The sequence below is a fragment of the Streptomyces sp. NPDC059696 genome (assembly GCF_042733745.1).
In the GTDB taxonomy this organism is placed as follows: domain Bacteria; phylum Actinomycetota; class Actinomycetes; order Streptomycetales; family Streptomycetaceae; genus Streptomyces.
Window position 1 is genome coordinate 59900 of record NZ_JBHWFG010000037.1, and the last position, 12238, is coordinate 72137.

Annotated in this window: 11 protein-coding genes; 6 read left to right on the plus strand and 5 right to left on the minus strand. The window is 70.6% G+C overall.

The genetic code is table 11. From position 1 onward, the window contains the following. The first annotated feature begins 483 nt into the window (after positions 1–483). The gene (locus ACFV20_RS30945; protein WP_385662598.1) at positions 484–1602 is read left to right on the plus strand and encodes an acyltransferase family protein; all 1119 of its coding nucleotides are present in this window, start codon (positions 484–486) and stop codon (positions 1600–1602) included. 15 nt (positions 1603–1617) lie between these two features. Here ACFV20_RS30945 and ACFV20_RS30950 read toward each other — a convergent pair whose 3' ends face one another. Together ACFV20_RS30950 and ACFV20_RS30955 are read right to left on the minus strand one after the other, a co-directional pair. Beyond that, entirely contained in the window at positions 1618–2055 is a 438-nt protein-coding gene (locus tag ACFV20_RS30950) for an HD domain-containing protein (protein WP_385662639.1), read from the minus strand. A 30-nt stretch (positions 2056–2085) separates the two neighbouring features. Further along, positions 2086–3264: a PP2C family protein-serine/threonine phosphatase gene (locus ACFV20_RS30955; protein WP_385662601.1), complete on the minus strand. Its 1179-nt coding sequence runs from the start codon at positions 3262–3264 to the stop codon at positions 2086–2088. A gap of 162 nt (positions 3265–3426) precedes the next feature. On the opposite strand from ACFV20_RS30955, the gene ACFV20_RS30960 reads away from it, so the two are divergent. Then, on the plus strand, positions 3427–4677 hold the full coding sequence (locus ACFV20_RS30960; protein ID WP_385662603.1) for a GNAT family N-acetyltransferase: 1251 nt from the start codon (positions 3427–3429) through the stop codon (positions 4675–4677). Between the two features lie 81 nt (positions 4678–4758). Then, entirely contained in the window at positions 4759–4854 is a 96-nt protein-coding gene (locus tag ACFV20_RS30965; protein ID WP_385662605.1) for a pentapeptide repeat-containing protein, read from the plus strand. A 28-nt stretch (positions 4855–4882) separates the two neighbouring features. Here ACFV20_RS30965 and ACFV20_RS30970 read toward each other — a convergent pair whose 3' ends face one another. Together ACFV20_RS30970 and ACFV20_RS30975 are read right to left on the minus strand one after the other, a co-directional pair. After that, positions 4883–5692 carry an Fpg/Nei family DNA glycosylase gene (locus ACFV20_RS30970; RefSeq protein ID WP_385662608.1) on the minus strand — a complete coding sequence of 270 codons (810 nt, stop codon included), beginning with the start codon at positions 5690–5692 and terminating at the stop codon, positions 4883–4885. Positions 5693–6068: 376 nt separating this feature from the next. Continuing rightward, positions 6069–6554, minus strand: coding sequence for a ribose-5-phosphate isomerase (locus tag ACFV20_RS30975; RefSeq protein WP_221760547.1), 486 nt, complete (start codon positions 6552–6554; stop codon positions 6069–6071). Positions 6555–6830: 276 nt separating this feature from the next. Here ACFV20_RS30975 and ACFV20_RS30980 point away from each other — a divergent pair, with 276 nt between their 5' ends. Next, a complete protein-coding gene (locus ACFV20_RS30980) occupies positions 6831–8321 on the plus strand; it encodes an amino acid permease (protein WP_385662612.1) in 1491 nt (496 codons plus the stop codon). Between the two features lie 132 nt (positions 8322–8453). Here the strand turns inward: ACFV20_RS30980 and ACFV20_RS30985 are convergent, their stop codons facing one another. Further along, a complete protein-coding gene (locus tag ACFV20_RS30985) occupies positions 8454–10511 on the minus strand; it encodes a protein kinase (protein ID WP_385662615.1) in 2058 nt (685 codons plus the stop codon). 197 nt (positions 10512–10708) lie between these two features. On the opposite strand from ACFV20_RS30985, the gene ACFV20_RS30990 reads away from it, so the two are divergent. Together ACFV20_RS30990 and ACFV20_RS30995 are read left to right on the plus strand one after the other, a co-directional pair. Next, positions 10709–11434 carry a hypothetical protein gene (locus tag ACFV20_RS30990; protein ID WP_385662617.1) on the plus strand — a complete coding sequence of 242 codons (726 nt, stop codon included), beginning with the start codon at positions 10709–10711 and terminating at the stop codon, positions 11432–11434. A gap of 360 nt (positions 11435–11794) precedes the next feature. Continuing rightward, a complete protein-coding gene (locus ACFV20_RS30995) occupies positions 11795–12178 on the plus strand; it encodes a hypothetical protein (RefSeq protein ID WP_385662620.1) in 384 nt (127 codons plus the stop codon). Positions 12179–12238 lie beyond the last annotated feature (60 nt).

Below are 12238 nucleotides of genomic sequence, written 5' to 3' on the forward strand. Positions count from 1 at the left end.
AATTCAGCTGCATCGTTTCCGTCTCCACACAATGCGTTCGCAGCTATTTCGAATTGTTGCCACAGACTCATCAACACCCCTGAGGACAGGGCCTGAAGGCGGGCGGAAGCGGACATTCCACCGGAGTCGCCTGCTGGTCTTATGCACCGCTTAGTCCGGAAGTGTCAGGACTTGCAGGGCCCGGTCGGTGCACACAATCCGCCATCGGGCGATGTGTTGGCCATCACGCCGACGGTGACGTCAACTCCCCATAATCCGGGGTACCCGCAGCGAATAGCCAGGAATGACGTCTGGCGTTTTACGAATAGCTGCAGGGAACGCTAGGGTGCCTCAGATGTTCCACGCTGCCTCGTCCCCCGCACGCGCAGCGAGGTCCCGGATCGTCTCCCCGAGCTCCTGGTGGGAGGGTCTGTGACGAACTCGCTGCGACCGAACGGCGACCGCAGGGCGCCACTTCCCCCGGCACAGTCGCCGGCCGACGGAGTGCCGAGCCCCCGCTCGCCGCAGAGCACGCAGAAGAAGCAGAACGGCAAACAGCGCGACGCGTTCTTCGACAACGCCAAGTACCTCGCGATCGTGCTGGTGGCCATGGGCCACGCCTGGGAGCCGCTCAAGGGCGACAGCCGCATACTCGAGGCCGCCTACCAGGTCGTCTACGCGTTCCACATGCCGGCGTTCATCCTCATCTCCGGCTACTTCTCCCGCAGTTTCGACATGCGGCCCAGCCGGCTGAAGCGCCTGATCACCGGCGTGGCCGTGCCGTACATCATCTTCGAGACGGCCTATCCGCTCTTCAAGCGGGTCATCGACAACGACCCGCACCAGGAGATCAGCCTCCTCGACCCCTGGTATCTGACCTGGTTCCTGGTCGCGCTGTTCGTCTGGCGGCTGACCACCCCCATCTGGAACCTGGTGCGCTGGCCCCTGCCGCTCGCCCTGGGTCTCGCCATGCTGGCGACCGTCACGCCCGAGATCGGTGACGACCTGGACCTGCAGCGCGTCCTGCAGTTCCTGCCCTTCTTCGTGCTCGGCCTGGTCATGAAGCCCGAGCACTTCCACATGGTGCGCACCCGTGCGGTGCGGATCGCCTCGGTGCCCGTGTTCGCCACCGCTCTGGCGTTCAGCTGGTGGGCGGTGCCGCGCATGAACACCGCGTGGTTCTACCACCGGGACGCCGCCCAGGAGCTGGGCGCCCCGTGGTGGACCGGCCCGGTCATGGTGCTCGCGATGTTCGGCTGCTCCCTGGTGCTGACCGCCTGCTTCTTCGCCTGGGTGCCGCGCCGCCACATGTGGTTCACCGCCCTCGGCGCCGGCACGCTCTACGGCTACCTGCTGCACGGCTTCCTGGTGAAGGCCGGCGACTACCAGGGCTGGTTCGAGGCGTCCTGGCTGCACCGGCCGACCGGTGAGATCGCCGTGACCGTCCTCGCCGCGGCCGTCGTGACGGTGCTGTGCACCAAGCCGGTGCAGCGCGTCTTCCGGTTCGCGATGGAGCCGAAGATGGCCTGGGCCTTCAAGCCGGACGCGGCCGAGGAGGCCCGCGAACGCCAGAGCGCCGAGCGGCGCGAACGCGAACGCGAACGTGAGAAGGTCAACGCCTGACGCCTGCGGCAGCGTTCATCCCACCAGACCGAGAAGTGCGCGCATCCGCGCGTACTTCTCGGTCAGTCGTGCGCGCGTCGGCGCGTCGAGGACCGCGAGGCGCGCCGGGTCCGCGTTGTGCGCCAGGTCCGACTCCTTCACCAGCAGCGCGCCGGGCGTGGCGAGGATCCGCGCCGCGTACGCCTCCGGCGGCTCCCCCGCCCGCTTGGTGACCGCGAGGACGATGTCCTTCGTACGGCTGCTCAGCGCGGCCTCCCGCAGCCACCGCTCGGACAGGGCGTCGTCCTCGACGGCGTCGTGCAGCCAGGCCGCCGCGATCTGCTCCTCGTCGCCGCCCCGCGCCCGTACGCCCTCCGCCACCGCCCGGAGGTGTTCGGCGTAGGGCCGGCCCGCCTTGTCGGTCTGGCCGGTGTGCGCGGCGCGGGCGGTGGCCTCCACCTGGGCCAGGGTCATACGGGGTGTCTCGGTCACCGCCCCAGTGTCTCAGCGGGACGCGGCGGCCGTCGGCCCCTCACGGCAGATCAGGAGCAGCGCCCGGTCGTCGTTGACGTCCTTGGCCACGGCCTCGATGAGGTGCCAGGCGGCACCGTGGAAACCGCCGGCCACATAGCGGTCGGCCTCGCCGGTGAGGCGGTCGATGCCCTCGACGATGTCCCGGTCGGCGGTCTCCACCAGGCCGTCCGTGAACAGCATCAGCACGTCCCCGGACCGCAGCGAGCCCTTCACCGGGTCGAACTGGGCGCCGTCGTACACCCCGAGGAGCGGGCCCTCGGCCGCCTTCTCCTCCCAGCGGCCGGTGCCGGCACTGAGCTGGAGGCCCGGCGGGTGGCCCGCGGAGTAGAGCTCGTAGTCGCCGGAGTCCAGGTCGAGGACCAGGTGGATGGAGGTGGCGAAACCCTCGTCCCAGTCCTGGCGCAGGAGGTAGCCGTTCGCGGCCGGGAGGAAGGAGTGCGGCGGCAGGGAGCCGAGCAGGCCGCCGAACGCGCCGGACAGCAGCAGGGCGCGGGAGCCCGCGTCCATGCCCTTGCCGGAGACGTCGGTCAGGACGACTTCGAGCGTACGGCCGCCGTTGGTGCGCGCCGCCACCACGAAGTCACCGGAGAAGGACTGCCCGCCCGCCGGGCGCAGGGCCATCTCCCGGTGCCAGCCGGCCGGCAGGTCGGGGAGCTTGCTCTGCACCCGGATGCGTTCGCGCAGGTCGAAGAGCATGGTGCCGCCGCGCCGCCAGGGCACGCCGACCCGGCTGCGGAACTGGGCGAGCAGCAGGCCGAAGAAGCCGCAGGCCGCCACCACGAGCACGACGCCCGGGGTGACTCTCGACGGGCCCTCCGTGTACGGGCCGAGCCGCACCGCCTCCACGATCAGGGCCGTGGCCGCCGCGGCGTACAGCCCGAGCAGGCTCGCCGGCCGCAGCAGCAGACCGCCCACGACGACGGGCAGGACCAGCGCGGCCGGTGAGAACCACACCGAGTTGGCCAGCGTCGCCGCCGCGATCAGCGGGACGGTCAGGATCAGGCCGGCCAGGGCGATCCAGTCCGAGCCGTTGCCGCGGAAGTAGTCCACGGCGGCCCGACGCACGCCGACACGGGCCCGGTGCCACTGCTTCTTCAACCGGGCCGTGAACGTCTCGGCTTCCGCGCGCCGCTCTCGTCCTGCTGCCATTAGTTCGGGACCCTATCCATCGGACCGGCCCCTTGGCACGGGAGGTCCCACTTGTCCCCCGTCCGAGGGCGGAACATCACAGTGAAGCGCGCGGCGTGCGCCCCGGCGCCGCCCGGGGGAAATCCCCTCGCTCGTCCCGCATTGCCCTGGTAGGCATGGCTCATGGCAACTGACGCGAGCGGCTATTCGCCCGGTCTGCGGGTCCTTCGGCAGGACGATTGGGACACTTGGTACAACACCCTGCTCCGGGGCTTCGGCGGGGTGCCTGAAGCCGCGGAGGAGCGGGAGTTGTGGCGGGCGCTGACCGAGTGCGACCGTTCCCTCGGCATCTGGGACGGGGACGAGTGCGTGGGGACGGCCGGGGCGTTCGCCTTCCGGTTGACCGTGCCCGGCGGCGCGTCCGTGCCGGCCGCGGGCGTCACGATGGTCAGCGTGGCCGCCACGCACCGGCGGCGCGGACTGCTGACGCGGATGATGCGGCGGCAGTTGGACGACGTGCGCGCGTGGGGTGAGCCGCTGGCCGTGCTCACCGCGTCCGAGCCGGCGATCTACGGGCGCTTCGGATACGGCAACGCGACCCTCTCCCTGACCGCCGAGATCGACACGACCCGGGTCGGACTGTCGGTGCCGGACGGTACGGATGACGTACGGGTGCGGTACGCGGTGCCGACCGATGTGCTCGACGTGTGCGAGGCCCTGTACGCCCGGCTGGTTCCGGCGCGGCCCGGGATGCTGGCCCGGCGGCCCGGCTGGGAGCGGCTCGGGGTGCTCGACCCGGAGAGCGAGCGGGCGGGGGCGTCGCCCCTGCAGTGCGTGCTCGCCGAGCGGGACGGGGCGACGGTCGGGTACGCGCGGTTCCGCGTCAAGCCGGAGTGGGAGCTGTCCGGGTCCAACGGCACGGTGGCCGTGGAGGACGTGGTGGCGCTGGACCCCACGGCGGACGCGGCGCTGTGGCGGTTCCTGTTCGGGATCGACCTGACGTCGAAGGTGACCGTGCGGGGGCGTCCGGTGGACGACGCGTGGCAGTACCTGGTGTCCGACCAGCGGCGGTGCCATCCGCGGTTGCGGGACGCGCTGTACGTGCGGCCGGTCGAGGTCGGGGCGGCGCTGGCGGCGCGGACGTACCAGGCGCCGGTGGACGTGGTGTTCGAGGTGGCGGACGCGTTCTGCCCCTGGAACGCCGGGCGTTGGCGGCTGAGCGGGGACACGAAGGGTGCGTCCTGCGAGCGTACGGCGGATGCCGCCGATGTCGCGCTGTCCGTACGGGAGTTGGGTGCGGCGTATCTCGGGGGCGTGTCGCTGGCCGCGCTGGCGGCGGCGGGGCGGGTGCGGGAGATCCGGCCGGGGGCACTGGCGGAGGCGTCGCTGGGGTTCGGGTCGGTCGTGCCGCCGTGGTTGCCGCACGGGTTCTGAGGGACGCGGGGCGGTTTCGGGGGCGGTGCGTCAACGGTGGTGTGTTGAGGGGTGCTGTAGGGGCGCTGTGTCAAAGGTGCTGTGTTGAGGGGCGCGGTATTGAGGGGCGCTGTATTGAGGGGTGCTGTATTGAGGGGTGCTGTATTGAGGGGTGCTGTGGTGAGGGTGCCGTCATAGGGGTGCCGGCTGGTTCAAGGGCGTTGGTTCAGGGGCGTTGGCAGGTCGGGCACCAGAAGAGGTTGCGGGCGGCGAGATCGGCGGTGCGGATCTCGTGGCCGCAGATGTGGCAGGGCAGGTTCGCCCTGCGGTAGACGTACACCTCGCCGCCGTGGTCGTCGACGCGCGGGGGGCGGCCCATCGCCTCCGGGGTGTGTTCCGGGCGGACGGTGTCGATGCGGTTGTTGCGGACGCCCTCGTGCATGAGGTCGACGAGGTCGGTCCACATCGCCTGCCACTCCGTGGGGGCGATGTCCTTGCCCGCGCGGTACGGGTCGATGCGGTTCCGGAAGAGGACCTCCGCGCGGTAGACGTTTCCCACGCCGGCGATGACCTTCTGGTCCATGAGGAGGGCGGCGATCGTCGTACGGCTGCGGGCGATGCGGCGGTAGGCGGCGTCCGGGTCGGCGTCGTCGCGGAGGGGGTCGGGGCCGAGGCGGTCGTGTATCGCCTGCTTCTCCGGGGGCGTGATGAGGGCGCAGGTGGTGGGGCCGCGGAGGTCCACGTAGGTGGTGTCGTTCGCCAGGCGGAGGCGGACGGTGTCGGTGGGGGGTGGTGCGGGGGCCGGGCCGAAGGTGACCTTGCCGAAGAGGCCGAGGTGGATGTGGACCCAGTGGGTGTCGCGGAAGCCGAGGAAGAGGTGTTTGCCGTGGGCTTCGGTGTGGGTGAGTTCGGTGCCGGTGAGGAGGGTGGCGGCGGGGGTGAACTTGCCCTGGGGGCTGGTGGTGCGGGGTGTTGTGCCGCGGAAGGCGGTGGCGTAGTCCTGGGCGAGGCGGTGGATGGTGTGGCCTTCCGGCACGGGGTCTCCTGTGTGTGTCGCCTGGTGCTGTGGTCCGGGCCCTGTTCTGCCCACCCGCCCGCCCGACACGGTTGCTCAGGAGGCTGATGCCTCGGGGCTCCGCCCCGGACCCCGGGGGTTCGCCCACCCGCCCGCCCGACACGGTTGCTCAGGAGGCTGATGCCCCCGGGGCTCCGCCTCGCGCCCCGGCGGGGACTGCGTCCCCTGCACCCCTCCCGGGCTCCGCCCACGCCACTCGGCTTCGCCGGTCTTCCGGTCCGGCCTTGGGGATCCGGCCGTCTTCCCGTCCGGCGCTGGGTTCCGGCCCTGCGGGCCGAGTGCTCCCCTCCCCTGCCGGGGCTCCGCGCACGGAGCCCCCTGCCGCTTCGGGGGTGGGTTACTGCTGGGGGTGGTGCGGGGGGATCGGGGGGAGGTCGCCGGTCGTTTCGTAGGACGACAGCATGTCGATGCGGCGGATGTGACGTTCGTCACCGGAGAACGGCGTCGCGAGGAAGGTCTCCACGAACTTCGTGGCCTCGTCCTGGGAGTGCATGCGCGCGCCCACCGCCACGACGTTCGCGTTGTTGTGCTGGCGGCCCAGGGACGCCGTCTCCTCGCTCCAGGCGAGGGCCGCGCGGACGCCCTTGACCTTGTTCGCGGCGATCTGCTCGCCGTTGCCCGAGCCGCCGATGACGACACCGAGGGCCTCGGGGTCCGCGGCCGTGCGCTCCGCCGCGCGGAGGCAGAACGGCGGGTAGTCGTCCTGGGCGTCGTAGATGTGCGGGCCGCAGTCGACGGGGTCGTGACCCGCCGCCTTCAGCCACTCGACGAGGTGGTTCTTGAGTTCGTAGCCCGCATGGTCCGAGCCGAGGTACACGCGCATGGGATGAGTGTGACACGGGTGTTTCGGGGAAGGCGCGCGGGGTGGCGCTCATGAAAACCCCGGGCGAATGTGAGCCGCATTACTGAACCTCAGGAAAACCTCAAGTAACAATCTGGATTCAAAGGTTCTCCTATTCGTTCGCCTCCGATTCACTGGACCGGCTCGTACACCGCTCGTACGAGTCCCGTGCATCGCCACGCCCCGGCACACCCTCGTTCGTGCGGCTTGGCGGTTCATACGGAAGTACAGCTCCCCGGCGCAAAGGAAATCCGTTCCATGACCTCGCAGCCGACTCTGAACAAGACCGGAAACGACCCCGGAGGGCCCGGAGAACCCGGAGCCGAGGGCTCCGGGCTGCAGGCCGGACTCAAGAACCGGCACCTTTCGATGATCGCCATCGGCGGTGTCATCGGCGCCGGTCTCTTCGTGGGGTCCAGCTCCGGTATCGCCACCGCCGGTCCCGGCATCCTGCTGTCGTACGCCCTCGTCGGCACGCTCGTGGTGCTGGTGATGCGGATGCTCGGCGAGATGTCGGCCGCCAACCCCACCTCGGGTTCCTTCTCCGCGCACGCCGACCGGGCCCTCGGGTCCTGGGCCGGGTTCTCCATCGGCTGGCTCTACTGGTTCTTCTGGGTCGTGGTGCTGGCGGTCGAGGCCACCGCCGGTGCGGTGATCCTGGAGAGCTGGATACCGGCCGTGCCCCAGTGGGGCTGGGCCTTGATCGTGATGCTGGTGCTGACCGCGACCAACCTGGTCTCCGTCGGCTCCTACGGTGAGTTCGAGTTCTGGTTCGCGGGTATCAAGGTCGTCGCGATCGCCGCGTTCATCGTCGTCGGCGGACTGGCCGTGTTCGGGCTGCTGCCCGGCGTGGACAGTGACCAGGCCGGAGTGAGCAACCTGACCGCGCACGGCGGCTTCCTGCCCAACGGGGCCGGCGCCATCCTCACCGGTGTGCTGCTCGTCGTCTTCTCCTTCATGGGCAGCGAGATCGCCACCCTGGCCGCCGGTGAGTCGGAGAACCCGCGGCAGGCCGTCACCAAGGCCACCAACAGCATCATCTGGCGTGTCGCCGTCTTCTACCTCGGCTCGATCGCCGTCGTCGTGTGCCTGCTCCCGTGGGACAGCAAGTCCATCACCAAGGACGGCTCCTACGTCGCCGCGCTGGACTCCCTCGGTATCGCGCACGCCGGTCAGATCATGAACTTCATCGTGCTGACCTCGGTGCTGTCCTGCCTGAACTCCGGCCTCTACACCGCCTCCCGCATGGCCTTCTCCCTCGGCCAGCGCGGTGACGCGCCGAAGGCCTTCGCCCGCACGACCTCCAACGGCGTGCCGCGCACGGCGATCCTCGCCTCCGTCGCCTTCGGCTTCGTCGCCGTCTTCTTCAACTACAAGTTCCCGGACTCCGTCTTCCTCTTCCTCGTGAACTCCAGCGGCGCGGTCGCCCTGTTCGTGTGGCTGGTGATCTGCTTCTCCCAGCTGCGCATGCGGAAGATCATCAAGGCCGAGGCGCCCGAGAAGCTGGTCGTGAAGATGTGGCTGTACCCGTACCTGACCTGGGCGACTGCCGCGCTGATCGTGTTCATCCTCGGTTACATGCTCACCGACACCGAGCACGACGGGCGTCAGACCATCCTGCTGTCGCTGCTGGTCGCGGCGGTGGTGCTCGTCATCGCCTTCGTGAAGAAGGGGGTGCGCGGGGAGCGCACGACTCCCGACGCGCCGCAGGCGCAGGGTGAGGAGCGCAGCGAGGTGTCGGCCGGCTGATCCTCCAGCCGCTCGCCGTTCTTCGTGGACGGGGGCCTGTGGTGCGCGTGCGGTCGCGCGTGCCGCAGGCCCCCGTTCGTTTGTCCCCGGCACTCCTGCGGCTGCCGCCTCCAGCACCGTTGCGGCTGCCGCCTACAGCACCGTGAAACTGTCCCTGACCTTCTCGTAGACGGCGAGTGCCGACTCCTCGGTCCCGTCCTCGTACCAGGTGTTGACCTGGTACGACTTGCCGGTCACGTTGAAGCCGAGCAGGCGGGCGTGCCAGTGGACGCCCTTCAGCGTGAACGTGTACTCCCAGACCACCGCCGGGTGACCGCGGAACGTCGTCTCCTCCAGGCGGATCTTGCGGTAGTCCTGGCCCTGGTGGGCGTTGCGCTCCGAGGTCTGCCAGGTCTCCAGCAGGTCGCCCCGGGCCAGGGAGGACTTGCCGACCAGCTCCTGGGAGCCGTCCGGGGCGGTGTAGTGCACCTCGGCGCCCGTCTTCACGTCCCGCCGCCAGCCGTCGGGCGTCGCCCAGGCGAACCCGCCGGCTTCCCGGTGCGTGCCGGGCGGCAGGGTCTGCGGCCTGGCGGTGCCCTCGACGGTGGGGGCGGGGGTGGTGTCCTTCCCGTCCTTCCCCGCGTCGTCGGTGGGGTTCGCGGTGATGGGCGGCGCGGACGCCGAGGAGCCTGCTCGGGGGGCCTCGTGGCTGTCGCCGGGTGAGCCCGACGACGTCGCCAGCAGGATTCCGACGACCGTACCGGCCGTGGCGACGGTGGCCACCGCGGCGGTGAGCACGGTCCGGTGACGGGGGCGGGTGTGGGTGCGGGTGCGGCGGGTGCGCGGTGTGGCCGGCTCAGCCGGTCCGGGGAGTTCGCCCGGTGGCATCGGCGGGGGCGTCGGGTGCGGCCGGCGTGCCGTCTCCGCCTGCGCGCGGCTCAGGGAGACGGGGGTGGGGCCGGGGGCCGGGGGCCGTCCGCCGAGGGTGGTGTACAGCTCGGGGGCGGGCGTCGGCTCCGCGTTCGGCGGGGCCCCTTCGCCTGCCGGAGGCTTCGGCTCGGGGGCGGGCCTCGACTCCGGGCTCCGCAGGGCCCCTTCGCCTGCCGGAGGCTTCGGCTCGGGGGCGGGCCTCGACTCCGGGCTCCGCAGGGCCCCTTCACCTGCCGGAGGCTTCGGCTCGGGGGCGGGCCTCGACTCCGGGCTCCGCAGGGCCCCTTCACCTGCCGGAGGCTTCGGCTCGGTGTTCGGTGGTGATTGCCCTGCCGTCGCGGCCCCCTGCTGCCGGTCGCCCTCCGGCTCCGGGTCGTTCGGCCGCTCCCCCGTCCCCGTATCCACCGCGATCGTCGGTGTCGGTGTCAGTGCCGGGGACGGGAACGCCACCGGTCGCAGGGCCGTCTCCAGTGCGTCGAGGTCCGGGCGTGCCGACGGTTCCTTGGCCAGGAGGGACGTCAGGATCTGCCACAACGGGCCCGACGCCGGGGGCAGTTCGGGCTCCTCGTACAGGACCGCGTGCAGGGTCGCCAGCGTGGTGTCGCGGGAGAAGGGGGAGCGGCCGCCCAGGGCCGCGCAGAGGGTCGCGCCGAGGGACCAGATGTCGGACGGCGGCCCTTGGGGGCGGCCGGAGATGCGCTCGGGGGCCATGTAGTCGGGCGAGCCGACCAGCATGCCGACCATGGTGAGCGCCTTCGCGTCCTGGATCGCCGCGATGCCGAAGTCCGTGAGGACGACGCGCCGTGCGGGGCCGGAACCGTTGCCGTCGGCGCGTCGCGATCCGGCCACCCCGTCCGCGTGCTCGACGAGTACGTTCCCGGGCTTGATGTCGCGGTGCAGGACGCCTCGTTCGTGCACCTGCCGCAGCGCCGCGACCAGACCGAGGCCGATGCGGGCCGTCTCGCGGGGGCTCAGCGGGCCGGCCTCCGCGAGGATCCGTTCGAGGGAGCGGCCCGCCACCAACTCCATGACGATCCACAGGCGTTCGCCCTCGTCGACCACGTCGTAGATCCGTACGACGTTGGGGTGGTCGATCCGGGCCGTCGCCCTGGCCTCGCGCAGGGTGCGTTCACGGCGGGTCCTGCTGTCCTCCGCGTCGAGTCCGTCGATCCGCATTTCCTTGACGGCGACCTGGCGGTCGAGAATTTCGTCGGCGGCTCGCCACACCCGCCCCATTCCCCCCTGGCCGATACTCTCGACCAACCGATAGCGCCCCGTCACCAATATCCCTGGAACACCGCCGCTGTTCGCATTCCCCGGCAATCCGCTGCACCCCCTCCGCGCCCCCGCGACCGACTCCAGTGAAACACAACGGTCACACTTCGCGCCGTACCAGGATAGTGCGGTGAAATCTTGTGGTACCTCTTTCAGTGCTGCGAATTCAGGCGCAGCCCAGGGGGAAGCAAGGGGGGACGAACATGAGTTCTCGTCGCACGACAGCGGTCGCGGGATCGCTGGTCATGGCATCTTTCTCAGCGGTGCTGATCCTTTCCGGAACGGCCGGCGCGGAGGACGAAGGGCCCGCGAGCAGCAAGGGGGGAAAGGCGGTCGACGCCGCCCCGGAAGGGGTGAAGCTGACCACGACACTGCCCGGGAAGATCTCGGTCGACAACGGTTCCGAAAAGACGGCGATTACCGCCACGGTGAAGAACGAGGGGAGCAAGGACAGCGGAAAGATCAGGCTGTTGGTCGTCGGTTTCGACGGGCTTGTCGTCAAGAACGTGAAGGGATGTTCGGCGATACCCGAGAAGGGACTTCCCGAGGGTTCGAACAGCGGATTCGCATGCCCGATCGACCAGCTCGCCGCAGGTGCGTCGAAGTCGTACGCCGTCGACGCGACGTTCGACCTCGGCAAGACCGGCAAGATCTGTCTGCCCGTGCAGACGGGCGACGGGAAGAAGACCTTCTGGCAGCAGGGTCCGGTGCCGTTCGGCACGAGCAACCCCTCGCCCGACGCGCCCGCGACGCCCCTCCTGCTCGGCACCGACAACGAACCGGCGGGCCCGGGCGGCAAGGAGCTGCCGAAGACCGGTCCGGCCCGTGAGCTGCTACCGCTGGGCGCCACGGGGGCGTCGCTGCTGGCGGCGGGCGTGGCCGGAATGTGGTGGTCGCAGCGGCGGCGGCCGGGGGCTGTCAAGGGCTGATCCTGCCCCTGCCGCGGCACGGATACGCGAAGAGGCCCGCCGGGAACAAGACATGCAGCCGTCCCACCCCTCACAAGGTGGGTACCGAACCACGACGCGTCGAATGAACGACGAGCTGAGAGCCGGCGTGAGCGGCTCTCAGACGGCCTGTCCGTGACCGGCCGGGTGCCTCCCGGCAGAACGCGGCCCTGTGCGTCCCGACTTGGTCACAGGGGCAGGTTCTCGCCTGACACGACGCCGAGCGGTTCGTAGGGTGATCACTTCACACAGATGCCTCACCTGAGAGGGAACATGCCTCAGAACAGCGCATTCTCCACCGGCGGGCACCACTCACGCCGTGCCCGTCGCACCGTCGCTGCCTTGGTCGGCGCAGCCGCCCTGGCCGCGCTGGGCACCATGAACGCGCCCACTGCAACGGCCGCCCCCGCGCCGCCCGGTGGTGGCTCATGGGACCACGTGTGGTCGGGGTCCGGTGTCACGGTCTACGTGGAGGAGCGCGGAGACATAGTCTCCGTGTGCGACACGGCCGCGAACGGTCACTCGGCCTGGACGACGGTGGACCGTCTGAACCCCGACGTCGAGGGCTACAAGATGTACGCCCGCGGCGGGAAGGGAACCTGCACCTCCCACTCGGCTGCCGAAGGCGGCAGGTACAACCTGGTGGAGGGTGGCCGGTACACCCTCAACTTCGAGGGCCGCGGCGACAACGGCGGCTCGGTCGCGGGCTTTGTCAACGACCACTGAGCATGTGCGTGCGGCGGGGGGGGGCCCCCCCCGCCCGCCCCCCCCCCCCCCCCCCCACCA

Bases quoted from the DNA above. Each gene is read 5' to 3' on its own strand.
- ACFV20_RS30950 (WP_385662639.1), bottom strand. From the start codon at position 2,055: ATGACCCTGGCCCAGGTGGAGGCCACCGCCCGCGCCGCGCACACCGGC.
- ACFV20_RS30955 (WP_385662601.1), bottom strand. From the start codon at position 3,264: ATGGCAGCAGGACGAGAGCGGCGCGCGGAAGCCGAGACGTTCACGGCC.
- ACFV20_RS30960 (WP_385662603.1), top strand. From the start codon at position 3,427: ATGGCAACTGACGCGAGCGGCTATTCGCCCGGTCTGCGGGTCCTTCGG.
- ACFV20_RS30975 (WP_221760547.1), bottom strand. From the start codon at position 6,554: ATGCGCGTGTACCTCGGCTCGGACCATGCGGGCTACGAACTCAAGAAC.
- ACFV20_RS30980 (WP_385662612.1), top strand. From the start codon at position 6,831: ATGACCTCGCAGCCGACTCTGAACAAGACCGGAAACGACCCCGGAGGG.
- ACFV20_RS30990 (WP_385662617.1), top strand. From the start codon at position 10,709: ATGAGTTCTCGTCGCACGACAGCGGTCGCGGGATCGCTGGTCATGGCA.